We start from the raw sequence: 22,648 nt of genomic DNA, 5'->3' as shown, positions 1-22,648 counted from the left end.
CCATGGCGAAGATCGGTGTGGCACTCTCCGGCGGTGGCTACCGCGCCACCATGTGGGGCATCGGCGCCCTGATCTACCTGGCCGACACCGGCCGGAACCGGGAGGTGGTGGCGATCTCCTCGGTCTCCGGCGGCTCGGTCGCGAACGGCGTGGTCGCCCAGGAGACCGACTACCGCGACAGCCCCGGGCCGGAGTTCGCCGCCCGCGTCCGCCCGCTGATCCGCCACTGCGCCCACACCGGCCTGTTCTTCTGGGGCCCGTCCACCAACGCGTACGTGCGCTCGCTGTTCGCGCTCACCGGCCTGGCCGTCGCGGTCACGCTCGCGGGGGCGGCCGCCACCGCGGTCGACGGGATCCGCGTCCTCTCCGGTGTCCTGCTGGTGGCGGCCCTGCCGCTGTGGGCCGGTGCGCTGGTGGTCTTCGAACGGCGCAGCATCGTGGTGGACAAGGCCCTGGCCCGTGAGCTGTTCAACCGGGGCGGCGTCGCCACGCCGCTGCGCGACGTGCGGCGCCCGGTCGACCACGTCTTCTGCGCCACCGAGCTGCAGAGCGGCGACCACTTCTACCTCTCGCCCGCCTTCACCTACGGGTACCGGTTCGGCACCGCCGAGCCGGGAGACCTTCCGCTGTCCACCGCGGTGCAGGTCTCGGCCTGCCTGCCGGGCGCCTTCGCCGTCCGACGCCTGCCCACCGGGCGGGGGGCCGCCGCCGCCCCGGCCGGCACCGATCCCGCGTCCACCGCCACCGAGCTGGTGCTCACGGACGGCGGGGTCTACGACAACATGGCCGACCAGTGGCTCACCGCGCTGGCGGACCGGGCCAGACGCGCCGACCGGCCGCCCGCGCAGTACGAGGTCGACGAGATCGTCGTGGTCAACGCCTCGGCCGGGATGACCTGGCGCCCGCTGCCCCCGTCGTGGTTCCCGCCGGCCGGCGAGGTGGCCGCGCTGCTGCGCATCAAGAGCGTGATGTACGACGTGACCACCAGCCACCGGCGCAACACCCTGGTGCGGTGGTCGGAACGCCCCGCACCGGTCGGCACCCCGGTGAGCGCGCTGGTCCACATCGCGCAGTCCCCCTACCGGGTGGCCGACGCGTACGCCGGGGCCGGGGAGCGGTGGCCGGACCGCGCCGCCCGTGCGAAGGAGGTCCTCGACGTGCTCGGCGACGACCCGCAGCACCGGGCCGACTGGCAGGAGCGGGCGCGCCGCAGCAGCGGCACCAGGACCGTGCTGCGCAAGCTGGGCGCCGACACGACCACGGACCTGCTGTTCCACGCCTACACCCTCACCGCGTGCAATCTGCACGTCCTGCTCGGCCACCCGCTGCCCCCGGAGCTGCGGGACCGCCGGTACTTCGCCGACCTCGTCGGGCGCCGCGACGGGGCCTGACGCGGGACGACGGTGCCGCCGGGTCCGCCCCGGGGCGGGGAGCCCGACGCCCCAGCCGACGCCCCACCCGGCGCCCCGGCCGGCGCCTCAGCCGATGCCGACGCGGTCGCTGATCGGGCGGGAGCCGACGTCGGTGGCGGTCTGGACGAAGGCGCGGAGCCGGGCGTTGTCGACCGCGGTGGGCCAGACCAGCGCCCACTCGGTGACGGGCGCGTCGTGGATCGGCAGGAACGTGATGCCGGGCGGTGTGTAGTACCGGCGGACATGGGCGTTGAGCGGGCAGACGAGCTGGCCGGTGGCCAGGAGGGCGAGGAGTTCGTGGAAGGTCCGCGCGGCCTGCCCGCGCGTGACGGGGCGTCCGGCCCCGGTGAACTTGGGGACCATGGCCTCGAACCAGTAGTCCGGGACCAGCGGGCCCGGGTCGAGGACGGTCCGGTCGCCGAGGTCCTCCATCGAGACGGACTCCCGGCCGGCCAGCTCGGACCCGGCCGCCACCGCGAGGACGCGGCCCTCGGTCAGCACGGTCGGGCCGACGCTGAGGTCCGGTTCGTGCACGGGCCGCCAGAGCAGTTGCAGATCCGTCCCGCCGCTGCGCAGCAGGGCGAAGGGGTCGCTGAAGTGGAACTCGACGACGTCGACGTCGCAGTCGGGGTAGCGGGCCCGGAACACGTCGATCATGGGCCGCATCTCGCTGCCCAGCACGCCCATGACGCCCAGCCGGAGCGTGCCCCGCACGCCCAGCGCGGCCTCGGTCGCCCGGGCCAGACCGCCGTTGATCAGGTCGTAGGCCTGCTGGAGCTCCACCCGCAGGACCTCGCCCACCGGGGTGAGGGCCACGCTGCGGCTGGTGCGGTCGAACAGGGCGGCGCCGATCCGCCGTTCCTGCTTCTTGATCGCCTGGCTGACCCGCGCCTGCGAGATGTGCAGGCGCTCGGCGGTCCGGCCGAAGTGCAGTTCCTCGGCGAGGGCCAGGAAGATCTCAATGTCCCGTAGTTCCATGGCCACCCCTCCCGTGCAATAACCCCCTGGTTATTGATCAGCCCGCAAAGTCTACGTTGATCGCGAAGCGGCGCGGGTGGAAGGTAGGAGCATCCGGAGGACACCCCGGCGGACCTCACGGTCACCCCCCAACCCTCTTGCCCGGACGCCCGGTTGAGCTTCGACGGCGGCCGGCGGGCGACGGGGGCCGCCGGCCGGAGCCGGGCGGCCGAGACCGTCGGCGCCCGCCGACTCTTCGAAGGAATCGATCATGCAGACACCGATGCACCACCCCGCCCCGGGAACGACCGCGCCGCCGCGCGGCGTCCCGACCCGGCCCGGCGCCTGACCGGCGCCCGGCACAAGGAGATCGACGGCCTTGAGCGACCGACTCCCGATGGAAACGATGTACCTGGTGCACGACGCGCTGCGCCGGGAGCTGCGGCAGCTCGGCGCGGTCACCACCCGCAGCGACGACACCCTCCGGGGCGTGCTGCGCGGCGGCGCCGGCTGGGAGCTCCTCCGGGCGGCCCTGCGCGTGCACCACGGCGCCGAGGACGAAGCGCTCTGGCCCGTCCTGCGCCGCACCCTTACCGGCCGGCCCTACGACCTGGCCCTGCTGGAGGCGATGGAGGCCGAGCACACCGCGATCGGTTCGCTGATCGGCGCCGTGGACGAGGCCCTCGCCGAACCGAGCACCGGGCCGGTCCTGCTCGGCGACCTCGTCGACGCGCTGGTCACGGGGATCGGCGGGCACCTGCGCCACGAGGAGGAGCGCACCTTCCCGCTGGTCCAGGCCGTGGTGACGGCGCAGCAGTGGGAGCGGTTCCAGCAGGTCCACACCCGGCGGATCGCGGCGGAGGCGGACCGGCTGCTGCCGTGGCTCCTGGACGGCGCCGACGAGCGGACGGCCGCCGCGCTGCTGGCGCCGCTGCCCGAGCCGGTCCGGCGGGCGTACCGGGAGCAGTGGCGGCCCGCGTACGCCGCGCTCGACCGGTGGGGCACCCGGGAGCACGAGCCCGATCCGACGCCGACTCATCACCATTCCCAGCACATTGACCAGAGAACAGGACCTTGACGTTGAACGATCTCCGGCGAGAGAGCGACCTCGCGGCCATCCGGCGGCTCGTCGAGCAGGCCGAGGAACACCAGAGCGACCCGGAGCGCTTCATCCCGCTCCACACCCCCGACGCGAGCGTCGTGAACTTCGGCGGCCGGTACGTCGGCGACCGGGCGACGCTGGCCCGGGTGATGGCGGAGGCGCTGGCCTCGCCCCTCGCGAGCGTGGCCACCAGGACCGAGATCCAGGGCATCCGCTTCCTCGGTGCCGACGTCGCGATCGTGGCCTGCGTGAAGCACGTCTTCGACCACCGGGACGCGGACCTGCGCGACGGTTCCGACAGCCGACTGCCCGCCCGGACCGGGCGGCTGACCTACGTCGTCGTCAGGCGGTCGGAGGCCGACGAGGACGGCGCCCGAGCCGGGGCGGGCGACGCGGCGGCCGGGCAGACCTGGCTGATCAGCAGCGCGCAGACCACCCCGGTGCTGGCCTGAACCCACCGGGCCCGAGCCCGCGGTCGCACCGTGCCGCACCTCGTCCGCCCCCACCTTCGACCCTCCACCTTCCACCGGCGGCCGGCCGGCCGAGTCCGCCTGCCCGCCACCACCCGAGGACTGCCACCCATGACGACCGTCGAGCCCGTCCGGCCGACCACCTTCGCCCCACCACCACCACCGCCCGACCCCGGCCCCGACTCAGACTCCGTACCGCTGCGCCGATGGCTGGCCCTGGTGGCCGTCGCCGTCGGCACGTTCTCCATGGTGACCGCCGAGCAGCTGCCGATGGGGCTGCTCACCCCCATCGGTGGCGCGTTCGACGTCTCCGAGGGGACGGCCGGTCTGATGGTGACCGTGCCGGGCCTGGTCGCGTCCGCCGCGGCGCCGCTGCTGCCCGTGGCGATCGGGCGCCGCGACCGCCGTACCGTCCTGATCGGCCTGCTGGCCCTGATGGCCGCGGCCAACCTGCTGGCCGTCCTGGCACCGAACTTCGCCGTGCTGCTCGCCGCGCGCTTTCTCGTCGGGATCGGCATCGGCGGGTTCTGGGCGCTCGCCGCCGGGATCGCGGTACGCCTGGTGCCCGATGCCCAGGTCGGCCGCGCCACCGCCATCACCTTCGGCGGCGCGACCGCCGCCAACGTCCTGGGGGTGCCGGCGGGGACGCTGATCGGCGAGTTCAGCAGCTGGCGGACGGCTTTCGCCGCCGTCGGCGGGCTGGGCCTGCTGGTCGTGGTGGCCCTGTTCGCCCTGCTGCCGGCCCTGCCAGCCGCCGAACCCGTCCGACTGGGCACGCTCGCCGCGCAGTTCCGCAACCGGGCCGTCCGGGCCGGCGTCCTGACCACCTTCCTGCTCGTGGGCGGCCACTTCGCGGCCTTCACCTTCGTCAGCCCCGTCCTGCAGGACGTCGCCGGCATCGACGCGGGCATGGTCGGACCGCTGCTGCTCGCCTTCGGGGTCGCCGGCATCGTCGGCAACTTCCTTGCGGGAGCGAGCGCCGGGCGTGACATCCGCACGGTCGTCATCGGCATCGCCCTGCTGCTCATGACCGTGCTGGCGCTCTTCCCGCTCATCGGCACCGGGCCCGTCGGCGGGACGGTGCTGCTGATCGGCTGGGGGCTGGCCTTCGGCGGCGTCCCGGTCAGCGTCCAGACCTGGATCCTGCGGTCCGCCCCCGGCGAGACCGAGGCCGCGACGGCCCTCAACACCTCCGTGTTCAACCTGGCGATCGCGCTCGGCGCCCTGTTCGGCGGCCTCGTCGTCAACGCGGCCACCCTGGAGGCGGCGCTCTGGACCGGCGCCGGGATCGCCCTGCTGACCGCCCTGACGGTCTGGCACGTCCGCCGGACGCTCGCATGACCGTCTACTCCCTGATGGATCGTCAGGATCCGCCGCCGATGGGCACGAAGCCCTCGCCGGCACAAGCCCTGCGACGACGGACCGTCGCACCGGAGACGTTCCGGCCGTTCGACCGGACACTCCCACCCCCAGTGAAGGAGCGCACCACCGTGGAGATCGAGGAGTACTCGCAGGAGGAGCTGGCGGCCCAGCCCGTCGCGTACTGGACCGGCGTCGCCTACGAGGAGATCATCGGGTTCATCCGGCGCCGGCAGGCCGAACTCGGCTTCACCCAGCCCCAGTACTGGATGCTCCGGCACCTGTCGAAGCACGACATCTCGCCGGACGGGCACGGCATGACCGTGGCCGAGCTGACCGATGCCATGACGTCCTACCTGCGCCCGGAGGACGATCCGGCCGACGAGGCCCAGGCGCTGCTGGAGCTTGGCTGGGTCACCCAGGACGGCGCCGGGCGGCTGTGGATCACCGAGAGCGGCGACGCGGCCCGCGCCGGCCTCAAGACCCACGCGCCCGCCTGGCGCGACCTGATCCACGAGGGCGTCTCCGACGCCGACTACGCGACCACCCTGCGGGTCCTGCGGCGGATGATGCGCAACGTCGGCAGCGACCTGGTCTGAGGGGACCGGGTCGGGACGGGCGGGCCGCGGTGCCGGGTGGCGCCGCGGTCCGCCGCGTCACAGCGGGTGCGTCACGGCCGGGACGTCACGGCAGGTACGTCACCTCGGGGAAGTCCGCGGACGGGCCGTCGAGCAGCCGGCCCCGCCCCTGCCGCAGGAACCGGTCGAAGAACGCGAGCGGGTACGCCTGCTGGATCCGCACCGCCCGGGCCGGGTCGAGCGTGCCGATCCAGCCCCGGAGGTCCTCGTCGCTCATCCCGATCACCTTCGCCAACTGCGGGAAGAGCACCTGGTTGTCGCCGTACGAGCTGTGCACCGCGCCCACGGCCTGCACGGCGAGGCGCCACCCCCGCAGGCGGGACCAGAACTCGGCGACGGCGGGCTGCTGCGCCCGGGTGAACTCCGCGGTCATCAGCAGGAACGGCCGGTCCAGGTCGGCGGTGAGCCTCGGCTGCATCGGGCCGTCGAGGCTCAGCCCGGCCCGGACCCGCCGGTCGCCGGTCATGAGGTGGGCGACCGCCGTGCCGCCCTTCGACCAGCCGAACGCGCCGATGCGGTGCGGGTCGAGGGCGCCGAGCAGGCCGGCCGGCAGCGCCCGGTGCCCGGCGTCGGGGTTGCACCCGGCGGCGAGCTCCTCGACCCGGTCGAGGACGGACCGGAGGTCCGCGGCGAAGTCCACCGGTGTCATCGGGAGGTCCCGGTCCGGGGAGAGCACCCGGCCGTCGGGGAACGCGGTGAAGGCGTCGTAGGTGTGGTCCACCGCGACCACCACGAACCCGTGGCTGGCGAGTTCCTGGACCATGACGGTGTGGTCGCCGCGGTGGCTGTGCGCGCCGTGCGAGAAGACGACGACGGGCAGCCGGCCGCCCGTGCGCCGCACCGGGGCGCCCTGGTGGCCGGCGGTGAGCGGCGCCAGCGCGGCGTCGACCGGGAGTCCGGCGGCCGCCATGAACGGCCGCAGCACGTCGGCGCGCATCCACGGTGCCCGCGGATACCGCTCGACGTCCCGGGCGGGGTACCAGACGCCGACCATCAACTCGCGGTGGTGCCCCGGACCGGCCACCGGGTCCGGGCGCGACGCGTCGACCAGGTGCAGCTCCACCGTGCCCACCGGGTACGGTCCGGTGGGCACGGGCAGGGTGAGCTGCACGGGGCTGGGGCCGGGGCCGGGGCCGGGGGCGGCCGGGCCCGGAGCGACGGGGCCGGGGGCGGCGGGCGACGCCCACGCGGGGGCGGCGGCGCCGAGCGGCACGGCGGCCCCGGCCGCCAGCGCGGCACCCAGCAGGCGACGGCGCGTCAGGTCCTTGCGGCTTGCGAACGGCATGATGGTCATGGGCCCTCCCCGAATCGTCCGGGCAGCACCGGGCCGGCGGGCCCGATCGGACCGTCGACCGGGCGCGGAGTGCTCTCCGCCTGCCCGGCCGGCCGGTCCGTGCTGCACTGGGTGCCACGCTGTCACGCGACGCGTTCGGGTCACATCCGACCACCGGATGATCCGTCAGTTCTCCTCCGCCCAGGGGTTTACATCCGCGGATGGAGCCGCCGCCCGCCTGGCCGCCCGCCCCGCCGCCCCGCCGCTCAGGGGAGCAGCGGCCGGTGGCAGGCGACGGCACGGCCGGGCGCCACCTCGCGCAGGGCGGGTACCTCCTCCGCGCAGCGGGCGTCGGCCAGCGGGCAGCGGGTGCGGAAGCGACAGCCGGACGGCGGGGCGAGCGGGGAGGGCGGATCGGCCGGGAGCAGGCCGGTGTCGCCGAGCGGGCGGCCGGGCTCGGGGACGGCGGCGAGCAGGGCGGCGGTGTAGGGGTGGGCGGGGGCGGCCAGGACCTCCTCGGTGGGGCCCTGTTCGCAGAGCCGGCCGAGCTGGAGCACGGCGACGTCGTCGCTGACCGCCCGCACCACGCCCAGGTCGTGCGAGATGAACAGGCTCGCCAGGCCGCGTTCCTCGGTCAGCCGACGCAGCAGGTTGAGGACGGTGGCCTGGGCGGAGACGTCGAGCGCGGAGACGGCCTCGTCGGCGATGAGGACGCGTGGTTCGGCGGCGAGCGCGCGGGCGATGGCGACGCGCTGGGCCTGGCCGCCGGAGAGCTGGGCCGGCCGGCGGTCGCCGAACAGCGCGGGCGGCAGACCCACCGCGGCCAGCTGCTGCTCGACGACGGCAGCCCGGTCGCGCGCCGGGTCGGGATGCGCGTCGAGCGGTTCGGCGACGAGGTCGCGGACCGTCCGGCGGGGGTTGAGCGAGGAGAGCGGGTCCTGGAAGACCATCTGCATCCGGGGCCGCAGTGCCCGCAGCGCGCGCGGGGAGAGCGCGGCGAGGTCGGTGCCGTCCAGGGTGACGGTGCCGGCGGTGGGCGGCGGCAGCCGCAGCAGGGCCTTGGCGATGCTGCTCTTGCCGGAGCCGGACTCGCCGACCAGGGCGAGGGTGCGGCGCTCCCGCAGCTCCAGGGCGACGTCGCTGACGGCGTGCAGCGGCCCGGACCGGGTGCGGTGGACCACCGAGAGGCCCTCGGCCCGCAGGACGGGGGCGGTCGGGAGAACCGGGGTGGCCGACCCGGCGGGGGCGGTCGGGGCGGCGCTCATGCGGCGTCCTCCATCGTGCTGAGGGGGAAGTGGCAGGCCACCGTCTGCCCGGGGCCGGCCCGGTGGACGGGCGGCGCGTCCGTGGTGCAGAGCGGGCGGGCGAGCTCGCAGCGCGGGGCGAACGGGCAGCCCGCGGCGGGGCGGGAGAGGTCCGGCGGCGAGCCGGGGACGGCCGGCAGGGTGCGGCGCAGCGGTCCGGTGACGCGCGGCACCGAGCGCAGCAGCGCGGCGGTGTACGGGTGGGCGGGCCGTTCGGTGACCTCCTCGGTGGGGCCGGTCTCGACGATCCGGCCGCCGTACATGACGGCGATCCGCCGGGCCCGCCCGTAGAGCAGGCCGATGTCGTGGGTGATCAGGAGGGTGGCGAGGCCGCGGGTCTCGCGGTGGCGGTCGAGCAGGTCGAGGACGGTGCGCTGGACGGTGACGTCGAGGGCGGTGGTGGGTTCGTCGGCGAGCAGCAGGGCGGGTTGTCCGGCGAGGGCGGCGGCGATGCCGACGCGCTGGCGCAGGCCGCCGGAGAGTTCGTGCGGGTAGGCGCGGGCGCGCCGGGCCGGGTCGGGGACGTCGACGGCGGCGAGCAGTTCGGTGGCCAGCTCGCGGCGGGCCCGGCGGCCGATCCGGCGCCGGTTGGTGAGCGACTCGGTGACCTGGTCGGCGATCCGGACCACCGGGTTGAGCGAGGTCATCGGGTCCTGGTGGACCATGGCGACGCCGGTGCCGAGCAGTTCGCCGCGGCGGGCGGGGGTGGCGGTGAGCAGGTCCTCGCCGTTCAGCAGCACCGTGCCGGTGGACTCGACCCGGGTGGTGCGGGCGTGCACGCCGAGGACGGTGCGGGCGAGGACGGACTTGCCGGAGCCGGACTCGCCGACCACGCCGAGGCACTCCCCCGCCGCGATGGTGAGGCTGACGTCGTGCAGGATGTGCAGCGCCCGGCCGTCGGGGGTGTGGATCGTGGTGTCGAGCGAGCGGACGTCCAGGACGGGGGTGGTCATGCGGTGGTTCCCTTCGAACGGAGCCGCTCGCCGAGGTAGTTGAGGGCGAGGACGGTCAGGCAGAGCACCGCGGCCGGCGCGAGCGAGATCCACGGCGCACTGCCGAGCGTGGTGCGGCCCTCGGCGATGATGCCGCCCCAGGAGGGCTCCGGCGGCCGCAGCCCGAAGCCGAGGAAGCTGAGCGAGCCCTCGGCGACGATGGCCACCGTCGTCGCGGTGAAGGCGAAGGTCAGCGCGATCGGGGCGACGTGCGGGACGACCTCGCGGCGCAGGATCCGCAGCGGCGCGGTGCCGATCATCCGGGCGGCCTGGACGAAGCCGCGCTCGCTGAGCGACAGCACGACCGCCCGGACCACGCGGGTGAACGAGGGGACGGTGAACAGGCCGATCAGCGCGCCGATCACGGGCAGGCCGGGCCCGCGCAGCGAGACCACGATCATCACCAGGATCAGCGTGGGGACGGACATCAGCAGGTCGGTGGCGAAGCCGATCACCTTGTCGACCGGGCCGCGGAACCAGCCGGCGGCCAGGCCGAGCGCGCCCCCGCCGAGCAGGCCGACGGCGACGGTCAGCGCGGCGACGGCGAAGGAGGCGCGGGCGCCGGCGACGGTGCGCTGGAGGAGGTCGCGGCCGGAGGCGTCGGTGCCGAGCCAGTGGCCGGGGCCGGGCGGGGCGGAGGGGTGGGCGAAGTCGCCGTGCAGCGGGTCGAAGCCGGGCAGCAGCGGCAGCAGCAGGGCGCCGAGCGCGACGACGGCCAGCCAGGCGGTGGCGGCGATCACCCCGGCCGGGGGCCGCCGGCGGGCGGGCCTGACGGCGGCGGGGGCGGCCTCGGCCGGTTCTGCTGCGGCCGTGGCCGGTTCGACGGTCTCAGCGGTGGTCATGGGCGATCCTCGGGTCGAGCGTGCGGTAGAGCAGGTCGACCGCGAGCGTGGCCGCGACGACGGCGGTGGCGCTGACGACGACGACGGCCTGGATGACGGGGAAGTCGCGGGCGTTGATGGCCCCGGCGGCGAAGCTGCCGAGGCCGGGGACGGCGAACAGCGTCTCGACCAGGACCGAGCCGCCGAGGGAGGTGCCGATCCCGATGCCGATCAGGGTGACCAGCGGGAGCGAGGAGGGGCGCAGCGCGCGGCGCAGCAGGAGCCGGCCGGTGCCCATGCCGCGGCTGCGGGCGGCGGCGATGTACGTCTGGTCGAGGGTGTCCAGCAGTTGCCCGCGCAGGGTCCGGGTGAAGACGGCGGCCTCGGTGAGGCCGAGGGTGAGCGCGGGCAGGGCGAGGTGGCGCAGGTTCTCGACCGGGTCCTCGGCGAACGGTGTCCACCCGGTGGCGGGCAGGATCCGCAGTTGGACGGCGGCGAGCCAGATGAGCAGCAGGCCGAGCACGAAGCCGGGCACGGCGAGCCAGACGAAGGCGCCGGCGGTGGCGATCCGGTCCAGCGGGCCGCCCGGCTTCCAGGCGGAGAGCAGGGCGACGGGCAGGGCGATGCACAGCGCCACCAGCTGGCCGGCGAGGAAGAGTTCGAGGGTGACGGGGATGCGGTCGGCGAGTTCGGAGGTGACGGCGGCGCCGCTGGTGAGCGAGTGGCCGAGGTCGCCGTGCAGGGCGTGGCCGAGCCAGCGCCAGGTGGCGGTGAACACGTTGTCGTTCAGTCCGAGGCCGGCCTCGTAGGCGGCGACCTGCTCGGGGGTGGCGGTGGGGCCGAGGGCGGCGACCGCCGGGGAGCCGGGCATCAGGTGCGGCAGCGAGAGCGCGGCGAGGGTGACCAGGAGGAGGGCGGCGCCGGCCCGCCCGACCGGTCCGGCGGCGCCCCGCAGGCGGGGGGAGGCGCCGGTGCCCGACGGCTTGGCGGCGGAGGCGGCGGAGGCGGCGGAGGTCACTTCTTCACCCACAGGGCCGCCGGGGAGACGTTGACGACGGTCCGCCTGGACACGTCGGGCAGGCCGGCGACCCGGGTGGTCGCGAGGAAGCCGACCGGGTTCTCGGTGAGGAAGAGCATCGGTGCGTCCGCGACGACGGCCTGCGCGGCCTCCTGGTAGGAGCGGGCCCGCTGGGCCTGGTCGAGCGAGGCCCGCCCGGCGCCGATCGCCCGGGCCGCCTCGGGGCTGTTCCAGCCGGTGAAGTTGAACGGGGAGTCGGGCAGGTAGAGGCTGGCCAGCGCGGTGTCGGTGTCGCCGAACATGCTGGTGACGAAGTCCATCACCTGGAACTTGCGCTGGAACATCGCGGTGCCCAGGCTCGCCGAGTCCATCGGCTTGACGGTCATCCTCACGCCCGCCTCGGCCAGCATCTGCTGGAGGACGGTGGCGCGCTGCTGGCCCTCGGGCCGGTTGTCGACCAGGTACTCGAAGGAGAGGTCCGGGTGGCCGGCCTCGGCGAGCAGCGCACGGGCCCTGGCCACGTCGCGGGCGGGGTACGCCGCGGCGCCGGTGCCCCGGTAGGGGGAGGTGGAGCCGATCGGGCCGTCCGAGACCTTGCCCTGGCCGAGGTGGACGACCTTCTCGACGGACTCGCGGTCGACCGCGTACTGGAGGGCCCGGCGGACCTTCGGGTCGTCGAAGGGGGCGGCCTTGGTGTTGAACAGGGCGGTGGAGGTGGAGCCGGGGCCGGTGGCGGCGCGCAGCCCGTCGCCGGCGGCCTGCTTGTACTGGGCGGGGGTCTCCGTCCAGATCAGGTCGGCGTCGCCGGAGCGCAGCGACTGGTAGCGGCTGTCGGAGTCCGGCAGCACGCGGTAGACGAGCTTGTCGGCGTGGCCCTTGGCGCCCCAGTAGGCGGGGTTGCGGACGAGGGTGACGGAGACCCCGGGCTGCACGCTCTCGACGGTGTACGGGCCGGAGCCGACGGCCGGGGCGTCCGCGGCGGGCGTCTCCGAGACGTAGCCGAGCGAGCGGGTGAACAGGTTGGGGAAGGCGGCGTTGGGCGCCTTGAGGGTGAAGGTGACGGAGGTCGGGGAGTTGACCGCCATGGCGCCGATGGTGGCGGCGTCGGCCGCGCAGGAGCACTTGCTCTCCGGCTTGGCGAGGCGGTTCACGTGGTCGACGACGGCCTGCCCGTCGAGCGGCTTGCCGTCGGTGAAGGCCACGCCCTCGCGCAGGTCGAGGGTCCAGGTGGTGGCGTCGGCGTCGGGGGTGAAGGACTTCGCCAGGTAGGGCTGGACGGTGCCGTTGTCGCCGTTGACCATCAGCGGGTCGAACAGCGCGTTGGCCAGGATCATCATCGGCATCGAGGTGAGGACGCCGTCGGCCGGGTCGAGCTTGGCGAACGGGCGGTCCAGGCCGATCTTCAGGGTGCCGCCGTCGACCGCCGCGCCGTCGTTCGCCGCCGCCTTGGCGGAGGTGTCGCCGGACACCGCGTCGTCCGACGCCGAACAGGCGCCGGCGGTGAGGGTGATGGCCAGTACGCAGGCCGCCGATGCCACAACGTGCTTGTGCCGCTTCATGGTTCCTCGGGTTTCTCAGGTCACGGGGGGTGGGGGCGCCAGCACCGGGGACTGCCGCCGACGACACCATTTCGGAGATGGCAGTACTGCCAAAAGGCAGTTGTGCAAACAGCGAGTGGCCAGCTTCCGAAGAGTTGGCACGCGCCTTGAGCGGGTCGCGTCGGGCGTGATTCGGTACTGGTCGTGGCGGTGCGCGAGGCACCGTCACCGGCGACACCCGGCGACGGGCGGACGAGGAGCGGCATACCGATGCGGGCGCAGGAGACGGACACCGTGGCAGAGCTGGGCATGCGAGACCGCAAGAAGGCGCGCACCCGCGAGACCATCCGCACCGCCGCGCTGGACCTCTTCGAGGAACAGGGCTTCGAACGCACCACGGTCGATCAGATCTGCCGCCGCGCCGACGTCGCCCACCGCACGTTCTTCCGCTACTACGCCACCAAGGAGGCCCTGCTCTTCGGCCTGGACTTCGGCCGGACCGTCCTCGACGCCCTGGCCGCCGCCCCGGCCGGCCTCAGCCTGTGGGAGGCGTTCGAGCACGCCCTGGCCGCGACCGACGGGCGGATGGAGGAGGCCGCCGAGCACACCACCCGCCGCCGGACGCTGCGCCGCGAGTTCCTGGAGATCAAGTCGGTCCACGACTACGCGCTCATCCTGGTCGACACCCTCGGCCGGCGGGCCGCGGAGGTCGCCGCCGAGCGACTCGGCGTCGATCCGCACACCGACCTGCGCCCACTCGCCTTCGGCGCGATGCTCGCCGGCATGATCCGGCGCCATGTGCTGATCGGCTCCGAGCACGGCGGCGGGCTGTCCGACTGGGCCGACGCCTACCAGGACGTGCTGCGCCCCACCCGCTGACCCCGACCGCCGACCCCGACCGCCGACCCGCCACCCGCCGACCCCGGCCGCCCGCCGACCCGCCGACCGCCGTGCCCCACCGGGTGCCCGGCCGAGCCGCCGTGCCCGCGACCGGCGAGCCCGATCCCCCTCCGTACCGGCTCAGTTCTTCGCACGTCCGCTCATCCGAAAGGCCCCCCGCATGTCCCTGGTCAACTTCCGCGACCCCGCCCGGCTCACCGACCCCGACGGCCGGCGGATCCGCACCGGCCTGCTCTACCGCTCCGCCCAGCCCTTCCCCAGCGCCGACGAGGCCGTCGTCGAGCAGCTGCGCACCGCCGGCGTCCGCACGATCGTGGACCTGCGCGGCGCCGCCGAGTGCGACCCGGCCGACTGGGCCGCCGTCGAGGCCGGCGGGGTCACCGTCGTCGCCGCCCGGATGGACCCCACCACCGACACCGTCACCACGGCCATGCGCGCCATGACGACCGCCGCCGACCTCGGCGCCTTCTACCTGCTGATGGCCGAGGCCGCGCCCGCCGCCGTCGCGGCCGCCGTGGAGGCCGCCGCCCGCCCCGGCGGGGTCCTGCTGCACTGCGCCGCCGGCAAGGACCGCACCGGCCTGCTCACCGCCCTGCTGCTCGACGTCCTCGGCATCCCCACCGAGGAGATCGTCGCCGACTACGCCCGCACCACCGAGGCGCTCCCGCAGATCTGGGCCGGCCTCGCCGTCCGCCACCGCATCTCCCTCAACGACACCGCCGCCCGCGACGCCGTCCCGGCCCCGCTGCTGGCCGCCCCCGCCGAGGCGATGGCCGCCTTCCTCGACCTGGTCCGCACCCGCCACGGCGGCTCGGCCGCCTTCCTGGCCGCCTGCGGCGTCACCGCCGACACGCTGGACGCCTTCCGCGCCAAGGCCGCCCCGGAGGCCGTCGCATGCTGACCCTGCTGCACCACACCGACGGCACGCCGTTCCGCGACCTCAACCACAACGGCACCATGGAGCCCTACGAGGACCGGCGGCTGCCCGTCGAGGAGCGCGTCGAGGACCTGCTCGGCCGGATGACCCTCGCCGAGAAGGCCGCCCTGATGCTGCACGGCCGGATGCTCCCCGGCGACCGGGGCCCGTTCCCCTCCGGCGAGCGGCTCATCACCGAACACGGCCTCACCGCCTTCGCCATGATGGCCGTCCCGGACGCCCGCACGATGGCGCTCTGGAACAACCACGTCCAGGACCTCGCCGCCGCCGAACGCCTCGGCATCCCGGTCACCCTCGCCTCGGACCCCCGGCACGGCACCTCCGCCAACCCGCTCACCGCCGCCAGCGGCGGCGGCTTCAGCCTCGGCCCCGAGCCGATCGGCCTCGCCGCCACCGACGACCCCGCCCTCGTCGAGGAGTACGCCGCCCTGATCGGCCGCGAGCTGCGGGCCGTCGGCATCCGGCTCGCCATCCACCCGATGGCCGACCTCGCCACCGAGCCGCGCTGGGCCCGGATCAGCGGCACCTTCGGCGAGGACGCCGACCGCGCCTCCCGCACGATCGCCGCCTACATCCGCGGCCTCCAGGGCGAGCGGATCGGCCCGGACAGCGTCGCCTGCATGACCAAGCACTTCCCCGGCGGCGGACCGCAGTTCCGCGGCGAGGACTCGCACTTCGCGGCCGGGCGCCGGCTGGTCTACCCCGGTGGCGCCTTCGAGCAGCACCTGCGCCCCTTCGAGGCCGCGTTCGCGGTCGGCACCGCGCAGATCATGCCCGCCTACGCGATCCCCTCCGGCGCCGGGCTGGCCGAGGTCGGCGCCAACTTCAACCACGACGTCATCACCGGTCTGCTGCGCGGCAGGTACGGCTTCGACGGCGTCGTCTGCACCGACTTCAACGCCATCACCGGGATGGACGTCCCCGGCCTGGTCACCCTCCCGCCGCGCCACTGGGGCGTGGAGGAGCTGTCGGTGACCGAGCAGGTCGTGCTCACCCTGGACGCCGGCGCCGACCAGCTCGGCGGCGAGACCGACCCCGAACTGATCCTGGCCGCCGTGCGCTCCGGCGCGGTGGGCGAGGCCCGGATCGACGAGTCCGTCCGCCGGATCCTGCGCGACAAGTTCCGCCTCGGCCTCTTCGACGACCCCTACGTCGACCCGGACGCCGCCGCCGACCTGGTCGGCGCCGCGGCCGGACGCGAACTCGGCCGACGGGTGCAGTCCCGCTCGCTGGTGCACCTCGCCGGAGCACCGGCGGCCGGGACCCGGCTCTACGTCGAGGGCGTCGACCCGGCCGTCGCCGCCCGCTACGGCACCGTCGTCGAGCGGCCCGAGGACGCCGACCTCGCGGTCGTCCGGATCGCCGCACCCTACGAGACGCGCGAGGGCTTCCTGGAGCCGTTCTTCCACAGCGGCTCGCTGGAGTACGCGCCCGAGGAGGTGGCCCGGCTGAACGCCCTGGCGGCCGCCGCCCCCACGGCCTTCGCGGTCCACCTCGACCGGCCCGCCGTGCTCACCCCGCTCGCGCCCCACGCCGCGCTGCTCGTCGGCGAGTTCGGCGCCACCGACGACCTCGTCCTGGACGCCGTGCTCGGCCGCACCCCGATGAGCGGCGTCCTGCCCTTCGACCTGCCGCGCTCGGACGCCGCCGTCGAGGCCGCCCGCGAGGACGTCCCCTTCGACACGGAGGACCCGCTGTTCCGCTGCGGCCACCCGGCCGGCCGCTGACCCGGCCGCCGACCGGACCGCCGCCGAACGAACCGCGCGGCGGGCCCGCACGAGGAGTCGTGCGGGCCCGCCGCCGGCCGTGGAGCGCGCGGTGTCAGCAGGTGCCGGCCGCCCGGTCGCGGACCACCAGGTCGGTGCGGCCGGCGGTGCCGTCCACCCAGACCACCCGGGTGCCCCGCTCGGCGGCGGGCGCGTTCTGACTACCGCGGTTGCAGGAGAGCCGCTCGGGCGTGCCGCCGGCGAGCGGGACCTGCCAGAGCTTGGGCAGCGCGGCGTTGTTCCAGCCACCGGTCCCTTCCTCGTCGCCGACCTGGTAGGTGACGGCCCGGTCGGAGGCGGTGAGGGTGGTGTTCGACGGCGCCTTCGGCGAGTCGCCGGTCACGATGTCGACGACCCCGGAGCCGTCCTGGGCGCCGGAGCGCACCGACCGGCGCCCGCTGCCGTCGCCGGCGGTCTCGATCCAGATCAGCCGCCCGCCCGCGAGCTGGGTGGAGGCGGTCCGCGCCTTCGGGGTGCTCACCGCGTACTGGGCGGTGACCTCGCCGAGCGCGATCGAGTAGACCGTCGGCGCGTAGACCTCGCCCTGGTCGCCCGTCCAGTGCTCGGACCAGCCGAGGTTGCCGTCCTTGAGGGTCACGCCCGACACGTCGTGGCCGGCGGGCGCCGGGATCACCACCGCGGGGCCGCCGTTGCGGGAGAGGTACGCCCGCGTCCGCCCGGCGGCCGGGTCGAACGCGGTGAAGGCGATGTCGCCGCCGGACACCCGGACGTCACCGGGCATGCTCGACGGGGAGGAGAACAGGGTGGTGACGGGGCCGCCGGCCAGCGAACGGGTCATCACCTCCATCGACCAGCTGCCCCGGGCGTCGGAACCGAGCGACACCCACGCGGCGGAGACGCCGTCGGTGGCGGGCCAGCTGTGCGCGCGGTTGTCCTCCGGGCTGAGCCGGACCGGGGCGCCGCCCCCGGTGAGGGAGCCCGTGTACAGGGGGGAGCCGGCGTCGCGGGTCGCGTTGGCCATCACCCAGCGGCCGTCGGCGACGGCGGGGATCGTCGGGCCGGAGACGTCGCGCAGCAGCACCCGGCTGTCCACGCCGATCCGGTTCTGCCAGCCGGCCCTGATCCCGTGGGCGTCGAACGCGGCTGCCACCGAACGGAGTTGGGAGCGGTTGAGCTTGAGGTCCCGGCCGGCCGCGAGGACGGCGTCGCGCCCGGCGACGAAGTCGTCCAGCGGTGTGAGGTAGGCGGCGAGCGCGCGGTAGATCACCCGGTCGGCGACGAGCGGGTCGAGGGTGCGCCGGATGTCCCAGAGCGCGCCGCCGAAGATGGTGGAGTTGCGGTGCACCCCGCCGCTGTCGACGCCTGCCCCCACGCCGAGGTAGTCGTCCACGGTGGTGCGGCGGTCGTCCAGCCGGCGACCCGCGCACTGCTCGGGGGTGCCGGTGCGACAGAGGCTCTCGCCGAGCAGGGCGGCCTTCGGGTCGCTCATCGACATGCCGCGGGCGGTGACCTCGATGGCGTTGCCGAAGTAGTCGGCCAGCGCCTCGTCCATCGCGCCGGACTGGCCGGCCAGGACCAGCCCGGCGGTGTGTTCCACGACGCCGTGGGTCATCTCGTGCCCGGCCACGTCCAGCGCGACCGAGAAGGGGAGGTACTTGGCGTTGCCGTTGCCGTAGACCATCTTGGTGCCGTCCCAGGACGCGTTCGCGTACGGCTCGCCCCAGTCGCTCACATTGGTCACCGAGACGATCGGTCCGGCCTTGCCGTCCAGGCCCTCCCGGCCGAGCCGGTCGCGGTAGAAGTCGTACACGATGCCCGCGTTGACGTGGGCGTCGGTGGCGCCCGAGGTGCCGGCGGAGGCCGGGAAGTCCGGGCTCGCCGAGTGCGCCGGGGCGAGGTCGGCGGGTATCCCCTTCCCGAGCTCGCCGGAGGCCCGGCCGGCCGCGTCGTAGGTGGTGATCGTGGCCCGCCGGGTGAGGTCACTGAGCTGGTAACCGCCGTCCGGCAGACGGCCGATGTTCACCCTGACCGGGCGGCCGGAGAGGTCCGGCGCGGTCCCGGTGGCGGGCTCGATCGCGGCCGCGGCCGCGGCAGGAGCGGGGGCGCCGGCGGCCGGGGCCGGGGCCGGGGCGCGGCCCTCGTAGGAGAGGGCGACCGTCCCGAGGAGGGCGTCCACGTAGACCTCGCGGGTCTGCGGCCCGCCGCCCGGTTCGGTCGCCCGCACGGTGAAGTGCCGGGCCAGCCGGCCGGTGCCACCGGGCAGGACCACCGCGCCGCGGTCCTCCGCCGTCGCCCCGGCCCGGACCCCCGGGTCCTGGATCTCGCCGAGCGCCAGTTCGCGCAGCGTCGCGGCCGGCACGACGGCGGTGGTCGGCGCGGTCAGCCCGGTGAAGTACTTGCCGCCGACGGACTGGACCCGCTGCCCGGCGCCCTCGCCGGTGAGGTGGACGAGGTACTGCGCACCCAGCACCGGCACACCGCCGTGGTACTGCTGGAACCTCACGGTGCTCCGGCCGTCGGCGTCACGCTCGGCGCCGACCTCGGTGAGCTGCCCGGGGTCGACCCGGTACCGGTCCGGGTGCGCCGCGAGGTGGGCCCGGGCGGCCTCGGCCGGGCTGCCGGGCGCCGGCTCGTCCAGACCCGTGACCAGCTGCGGCGCGGTGGTCTCCTGACCGGCCACCAGACCGGGAACGGGGTCGGGTTCGACGGCCGGCGCGGCCAGGGCGACCGGCGCGGCCAGGCCCAGACTCAGAACGGCGGCCAGCCCGGCGCCGAACGCCGTGGGCGTGCGAAAGCGGTGGTGCACTGCGGTCCTCCCAGGGAACACGGAACGGATGCCCGCGGCACGTGTCCGTGCGCAGGCGGGCATATGACGTGCCGTCAGCTCTGCGCCGGGCAGCGCCCGGGGGGTCGACGGCACGCCGAAGTACGCAGGGGTGCCGGCGACGCGCGCCGCTGACGATCACTACGAGAACCATAGGTCGCCGGACAGGATATGTCGATAGACTGCACGTTCGGTCGGCCCGGGCCGAGCGCCCCCGCCGGTCGGGGCCCGCCCATGGCCTGACACCCTGTCAATATGACGGGCTCGGTGCACAATCAGTTCAACGGCCAAGCACGGACGGTGGTGCAGGCGAGGGACATCGCGATCGACCTCCACCCCCGCGACCCGCTGCGCGAGGCGGCGGACGAGCTGGCCCGCGCCGTACGCGCCCAGTGGGAGGACGAGGCCAACGTCCGCGGCCTGACCGGCCCCGGCCGGATGGCCGTGCCCTGGGAGGCCCGGCGGCCCCCGGACCCGACCTCGGACCCGACCTCGGACCCGGCCTCGGACCAAGCCTCGGACCCGGCCCCGGACGACCACGGCGCCGGGCCCGAACGCCTCGCTCTCGGCGACCTGATCGCCGGGATGCCGGCGCCCGGCTCCATCAGACTGGTGATCACCGGGGACGGCGGGGCCGGGAAGTCGTCCATGGCGGTGCTCCTGGCCCTCACCATGCTGGAGCACCGGAACCCCGGGGACGCCGTCCCGGTCATCCTGTCCCTGCCGGACTGGGACCCGGGGAGGTACAGCCTCGACGACTGGGTGGTCAAACGCATCCGCGAGGACTACGGGGAGCTCACGACCGACCCCGAACCGGGCCTGGTGAAGGCGCTGGTGCAGGCCCGGAAGGTCGTCCCGCTGCTGGACGGCCTCGACGAACTCATGCCGCTCCCCCGCGCCGAGGCGGTGACCGCGCTGAAGCGCTCCCGTGCGAGCATCGACGCGCCGCTGGTCCTGCTGTCCAGGCCGGAGGCCTACCAGGACGCCGCGGCCACGGAACCGTTCCTGCGCACCATGCCCGTCCTCCGGGCCTGCCCGGTGCCGCCGAAGGCCGGACGGGACTACCTCGCCCGGGAATGCGGTCCCGCACGACTCGCGTCGTGGCGACCGGTCTTCGACGAGATGCTCGGGAACCCCGGTGGTCCCGTCGCCACGGCCCTCTCCTCGCCCCTCATGCTCTGGCTCGCGTCGACGGTCTACGCACGCGACGGCTCCCGCCCGGACGACCTGCTCGACTCCGCGCGGCTGCCCACCCGGGCGGACATCGAGGGCCACCTCCTCGACGGACTGGTGCCGGCCGTCTTCTCCCAGGGCCCGGCCCCCAGCTACGTCCCCGGTGCGGTGCGGGCCTGGGGAAAGGACCGCGCCCTCCGCTACCTCCGGTTCCTGGCCCGCCGACCGGACCACGGCCGGACCCAGGACATCGCCTGGTGGCAGATCCGGACCGCGCTGACCCGGCCGGTCCTCTGGGGCGCCGTCGTCCTGGTCGCCGTGGCGCTCTGCGGAACGGCGGCGAGCCACGCGGCCGCCGCCCTCCTCGCGCTCACCGGCCGGTCCCCGGCCCACCACGCCTTCGGGCCCGCCGAGGCACTCGGCGCCGCGGCCGGGCTCGCCACGGTGGCGACCGTGGTCGGGGCGATCACCGCCAAACACCTCTTCCCCGGCACGGCCGAGCGCCCCCGCAGGCCGGTCCGGGTCACGGGCCGCCTCCTCCCGGCCCTGCCGGCCGTGGCCGTGGCCCTGGCCGGCGCCGGACTGACCGCCCCGGGCGGCGCACCGGCGATCCTGACCGCCTTCCTGCTGCCCGTGCTCTCGGACGTGCTGCTGACGAGGCCCGCCGATTCCGCCACGGCCATCAAGCCGCGGCTGCTGCTCGACGACGAACGCAGGATCGCGCTGGCCCAGGGAGCGGTCCTCGCACCCGCCGTCGCGGGGCTCTCGGTGGCGCCCTTCCGGTGGTTCGACGGGCGTCCGCTGTCGACGGTCGCGGCGCTCGTCATCGCCTGGTCGTGCTCGGCCCTGGCGCTGGCCGCCCTGAGCAGGTGGGGGCGCTGGACCGCCACCCGCCTGGTGCTGGCGGGCCGACGGCAGCTGCCACCGGACGTGATCGGCTTCCTGGAGGACGCCCACCGGCTGGGCGTGCTGCGGCAGGTCGGCGGGGTCTACCAGTTCCGCCACGCCGGGCTGCGGCAGCGGCTCGCCGGACCGGGGCCCGACAGGCCCACGGGTGCCGCCGGGGTGCCCCCCGAGGTCCGGATGCGGAGCAGCGTCACCAGCCTGCGCGCCCTGCGGCTGCTGGGATTCGACCTGGTGATGCCGGTCCTCGCGTATCTCGTGATCATCTCGCCGCTCTCCTCGGGCACCGGCTTCCGGGGCGACTGGCACCAGACCTGGGAGCTGCTGGCGCGCCAACGGCTCCTCCTCGCGGCGCTGGTGGCCCTGCTCCTGCTCGGCGCGCTGAGCCTGCGCGCGGTGGCGACCGAGCTGCGCATCGACTCCGAGCTGGTGGAGCTCAACAGGGGCCGCACGCTGCGGCTGCGCTGGGAGGACGTGGCAGAGGTCCGGGTCCGCCGGGCCGCGCCGCCCAGGGGCACGGGCACCGTCCTGCCCGCCCAGTACCACCTGGTGCTGAAGCCGAAGCCCGGCCGGGGCGGGCCGAAGTCCCGTACGGATCCGCGGGGCTGGGTCCGCGTCTGGGACTTGGGCCCCACCGAGCTGGTGCCGCTGGAGCTGGAGGTCGCCCTGTCCCGTTTCGCCGGCGACCTCTGGTCCGCCGTCCCGCCGTCGGCCCGCCCGGACACCGGCTCCGCCCCTGACCGGGGGCGACCGACGGAAGCGCCGGAGCCCGGAGCGGGCCCCGGCTAGCGCCGGCCGAGCACGCCCCGGACGAAGGCCGCCTGGCCGATGTGCTGGAGGTCGTCCGAGATGATGCTGATCAGGCGCACGCCCAGGGTCACCGGCGGGCTCCAGGTCTCGTCCACGACCCGGTCCAACGCGGGGCCGGTCAGGCCGCGGACGAAGGAGAGCGTGCGCTCGTGCACCGCGTCGTGGTAGCCGGTGAGCAGCTCCGGCGAGTCGACGCGGACGGCGGCGACGTCGCGGGCGCGGTGACCGTAGCCGGTGGAGGCGGCGGGGAAGCCGAGCGCGAAGCGGTCGAACCACCCGTCGGCGGTCCAGATCTGCTCGGTGCCGGCGGCATCGGCGATGTGGTCGTCCTGAATGCGGGTCAGGTGCCAGATCAGCCAGACGATCGAGTTCGCCTTCGGATCGACGCGCTCGGACAGCTCCTCGGCGGTGAGGCCGTCCACCACGTCGTGGACGGCCTCGTGGATCCGACCGAAGGCGTCGGCGAGCAGATCGGCACTCTTCATGGGGA

At 75.1% G+C, this 22,648-nt stretch carries 18 protein-coding genes; 9 read left to right on the top strand and 9 right to left on the bottom strand.

The annotated features are described in order from the left end of the window. The first annotated feature begins 2 nt into the window (after positions 1–2). Complete coding sequence (locus ACWDRR_RS09790; RefSeq protein ID WP_449771652.1) at positions 3–1,391, top strand: hypothetical protein; 1,389 nt, start codon at positions 3–5, stop codon at positions 1,389–1,391. 87 nt (positions 1,392–1,478) lie between these two features. Here ACWDRR_RS09790 and ACWDRR_RS09785 read toward each other — a convergent pair whose 3' ends face one another. After that, positions 1,479–2,390 carry a LysR family transcriptional regulator gene (locus ACWDRR_RS09785; RefSeq protein WP_449771651.1) on the bottom strand — a complete coding sequence of 304 codons (912 nt, stop codon included), beginning with the start codon at positions 2,388–2,390 and terminating at the stop codon, positions 1,479–1,481. A 358-nt stretch (positions 2,391–2,748) separates the two neighbouring features. Between ACWDRR_RS09785 and ACWDRR_RS09780 the strand changes: the two genes are divergently transcribed. From ACWDRR_RS09780 to ACWDRR_RS09765, 4 genes are all read left to right on the top strand, one after another. Next, positions 2,749–3,447, top strand: a complete 699-nt coding sequence (locus tag ACWDRR_RS09780) for a hemerythrin domain-containing protein (protein ID WP_449771650.1) — start codon at positions 2,749–2,751, stop codon at positions 3,445–3,447. 2 nt (positions 3,448–3,449) lie between these two features. After that, positions 3,450–3,923 (top strand): SgcJ/EcaC family oxidoreductase, encoded by a 474-nt coding sequence (locus tag ACWDRR_RS09775; protein WP_449771649.1) that lies wholly within the window; start codon positions 3,450–3,452, stop codon positions 3,921–3,923. A gap of 129 nt (positions 3,924–4,052) precedes the next feature. Beyond that, a complete protein-coding gene (locus ACWDRR_RS09770) occupies positions 4,053–5,282 on the top strand; it encodes an MFS transporter (RefSeq protein WP_449771648.1) in 1,230 nt (409 codons plus the stop codon). Positions 5,283–5,413: 131 nt separating this feature from the next. After that, positions 5,414–5,899 (top strand): MarR family transcriptional regulator, encoded by a 486-nt coding sequence (locus tag ACWDRR_RS09765; protein WP_449771647.1) that lies wholly within the window; start codon positions 5,414–5,416, stop codon positions 5,897–5,899. An 85-nt stretch (positions 5,900–5,984) separates the two neighbouring features. Here ACWDRR_RS09765 and ACWDRR_RS09760 read toward each other — a convergent pair whose 3' ends face one another. From ACWDRR_RS09760 to ACWDRR_RS09735, 6 genes are all read right to left on the bottom strand, one after another. After that, the gene (locus tag ACWDRR_RS09760; protein ID WP_449771646.1) at positions 5,985–7,232 is read right to left on the bottom strand and encodes an alpha/beta hydrolase family protein; all 1,248 of its coding nucleotides are present in this window, start codon (positions 7,230–7,232) and stop codon (positions 5,985–5,987) included. A gap of 245 nt (positions 7,233–7,477) precedes the next feature. Beyond that, the gene (locus ACWDRR_RS09755) at positions 7,478–8,476 is read right to left on the bottom strand and encodes an ABC transporter ATP-binding protein (protein WP_449771645.1); all 999 of its coding nucleotides are present in this window, start codon (positions 8,474–8,476) and stop codon (positions 7,478–7,480) included. Next, complete coding sequence (locus ACWDRR_RS09750) at positions 8,473–9,468, bottom strand: ABC transporter ATP-binding protein (protein WP_449771644.1); 996 nt, start codon at positions 9,466–9,468, stop codon at positions 8,473–8,475. Before ACWDRR_RS09750 ends, ACWDRR_RS09755 begins: the two co-directional genes overlap by 4 nt. Continuing rightward, positions 9,465–10,349 carry an ABC transporter permease gene (locus tag ACWDRR_RS09745; protein ID WP_449771643.1) on the bottom strand — a complete coding sequence of 295 codons (885 nt, stop codon included), beginning with the start codon at positions 10,347–10,349 and terminating at the stop codon, positions 9,465–9,467. Before ACWDRR_RS09745 ends, ACWDRR_RS09750 begins: the two co-directional genes overlap by 4 nt. Continuing rightward, positions 10,336–11,346: an ABC transporter permease gene (locus tag ACWDRR_RS09740; RefSeq protein ID WP_449771642.1), complete on the bottom strand. Its 1,011-nt coding sequence runs from the start codon at positions 11,344–11,346 to the stop codon at positions 10,336–10,338. The genes ACWDRR_RS09745 and ACWDRR_RS09740 overlap by 14 nt, the downstream gene beginning before the upstream one ends. Continuing rightward, complete coding sequence (locus tag ACWDRR_RS09735) at positions 11,343–12,905, bottom strand: ABC transporter substrate-binding protein (RefSeq protein ID WP_449771641.1); 1,563 nt, start codon at positions 12,903–12,905, stop codon at positions 11,343–11,345. The genes ACWDRR_RS09740 and ACWDRR_RS09735 overlap by 4 nt, the downstream gene beginning before the upstream one ends. 249 nt (positions 12,906–13,154) lie before the next feature. Between ACWDRR_RS09735 and ACWDRR_RS09730 the strand changes: the two genes are divergently transcribed. The 3 genes from ACWDRR_RS09730 to ACWDRR_RS09720 all read left to right on the top strand — a co-directional run bounded on the left by ACWDRR_RS09730 (position 13,155) and on the right by ACWDRR_RS09720 (position 16,448). Next, a complete protein-coding gene (locus tag ACWDRR_RS09730; RefSeq protein ID WP_449771640.1) occupies positions 13,155–13,763 on the top strand; it encodes a TetR family transcriptional regulator in 609 nt (202 codons plus the stop codon). A gap of 181 nt (positions 13,764–13,944) precedes the next feature. Further along, on the top strand, positions 13,945–14,685 hold the full coding sequence (locus ACWDRR_RS09725) for a tyrosine-protein phosphatase (protein ID WP_449771639.1): 741 nt from the start codon (positions 13,945–13,947) through the stop codon (positions 14,683–14,685). After that, a complete protein-coding gene (locus ACWDRR_RS09720) occupies positions 14,679–16,448 on the top strand; it encodes a glycoside hydrolase family 3 protein (protein WP_449771638.1) in 1,770 nt (589 codons plus the stop codon). Before ACWDRR_RS09725 ends, ACWDRR_RS09720 begins: the two co-directional genes overlap by 7 nt. A gap of 94 nt (positions 16,449–16,542) precedes the next feature. On the opposite strand, the gene ACWDRR_RS09715 is transcribed toward ACWDRR_RS09720, so the two are convergent. Further along, on the bottom strand, positions 16,543–19,254 hold the full coding sequence (locus tag ACWDRR_RS09715; protein ID WP_449771637.1) for a M4 family metallopeptidase: 2,712 nt from the start codon (positions 19,252–19,254) through the stop codon (positions 16,543–16,545). A gap of 285 nt (positions 19,255–19,539) precedes the next feature. On the opposite strand from ACWDRR_RS09715, the gene ACWDRR_RS09710 reads away from it, so the two are divergent. Continuing rightward, the gene (locus ACWDRR_RS09710; protein WP_449771636.1) at positions 19,540–22,137 is read left to right on the top strand and encodes an NACHT domain-containing protein; all 2,598 of its coding nucleotides are present in this window, start codon (positions 19,540–19,542) and stop codon (positions 22,135–22,137) included. Here the strand turns inward: ACWDRR_RS09710 and ACWDRR_RS09705 are convergent. Further along, positions 22,134–22,643, bottom strand: coding sequence for a mycothiol transferase (locus tag ACWDRR_RS09705; RefSeq protein ID WP_449771635.1), 510 nt, complete (start codon positions 22,641–22,643; stop codon positions 22,134–22,136). The two genes, ACWDRR_RS09710 and ACWDRR_RS09705, sit on opposite strands and share 4 nt — an antisense overlap. Positions 22,644–22,648 lie beyond the last annotated feature (5 nt).

The organism is Kitasatospora sp. NPDC003701 (assembly GCF_053587085.1).
The sequence above is the reverse complement of the archived record's forward strand: the minus strand, read 5'-3'. Positions and strand labels throughout refer to the sequence as shown.

Coding starts and splice junctions, on each gene's coding strand:
- ACWDRR_RS09735 (WP_449771641.1), bottom strand. CDS start 12,905: ATGAAGCGGCACAAGCACGTTGTGGCATCGGCGGCCTGCGTACTGGCC.
- ACWDRR_RS09725 (WP_449771639.1), top strand. CDS start 13,945: ATGTCCCTGGTCAACTTCCGCGACCCCGCCCGGCTCACCGACCCCGAC.
- ACWDRR_RS09760 (WP_449771646.1), bottom strand. CDS start 7,232: ATGACCATCATGCCGTTCGCAAGCCGCAAGGACCTGACGCGCCGTCGC.
- ACWDRR_RS09790 (WP_449771652.1), top strand. CDS start 3: ATGGCGAAGATCGGTGTGGCACTCTCCGGCGGTGGCTACCGCGCCACC.
- ACWDRR_RS09705 (WP_449771635.1), bottom strand. CDS start 22,643: ATGAAGAGTGCCGATCTGCTCGCCGACGCCTTCGGTCGGATCCACGAG.
- ACWDRR_RS09750 (WP_449771644.1), bottom strand. CDS start 9,468: ATGACCACCCCCGTCCTGGACGTCCGCTCGCTCGACACCACGATCCAC.
- ACWDRR_RS09770 (WP_449771648.1), top strand. CDS start 4,053: ATGACGACCGTCGAGCCCGTCCGGCCGACCACCTTCGCCCCACCACCA.
- ACWDRR_RS09720 (WP_449771638.1), top strand. CDS start 14,679: ATGCTGACCCTGCTGCACCACACCGACGGCACGCCGTTCCGCGACCTC.
- ACWDRR_RS09755 (WP_449771645.1), bottom strand. CDS start 8,476: ATGAGCGCCGCCCCGACCGCCCCCGCCGGGTCGGCCACCCCGGTTCTC.
- ACWDRR_RS09785 (WP_449771651.1), bottom strand. CDS start 2,390: ATGGAACTACGGGACATTGAGATCTTCCTGGCCCTCGCCGAGGAACTG.
- ACWDRR_RS09730 (WP_449771640.1), top strand. CDS start 13,155: ATGCGGGCGCAGGAGACGGACACCGTGGCAGAGCTGGGCATGCGAGAC.
- ACWDRR_RS09745 (WP_449771643.1), bottom strand. CDS start 10,349: ATGACCACCGCTGAGACCGTCGAACCGGCCACGGCCGCAGCAGAACCG.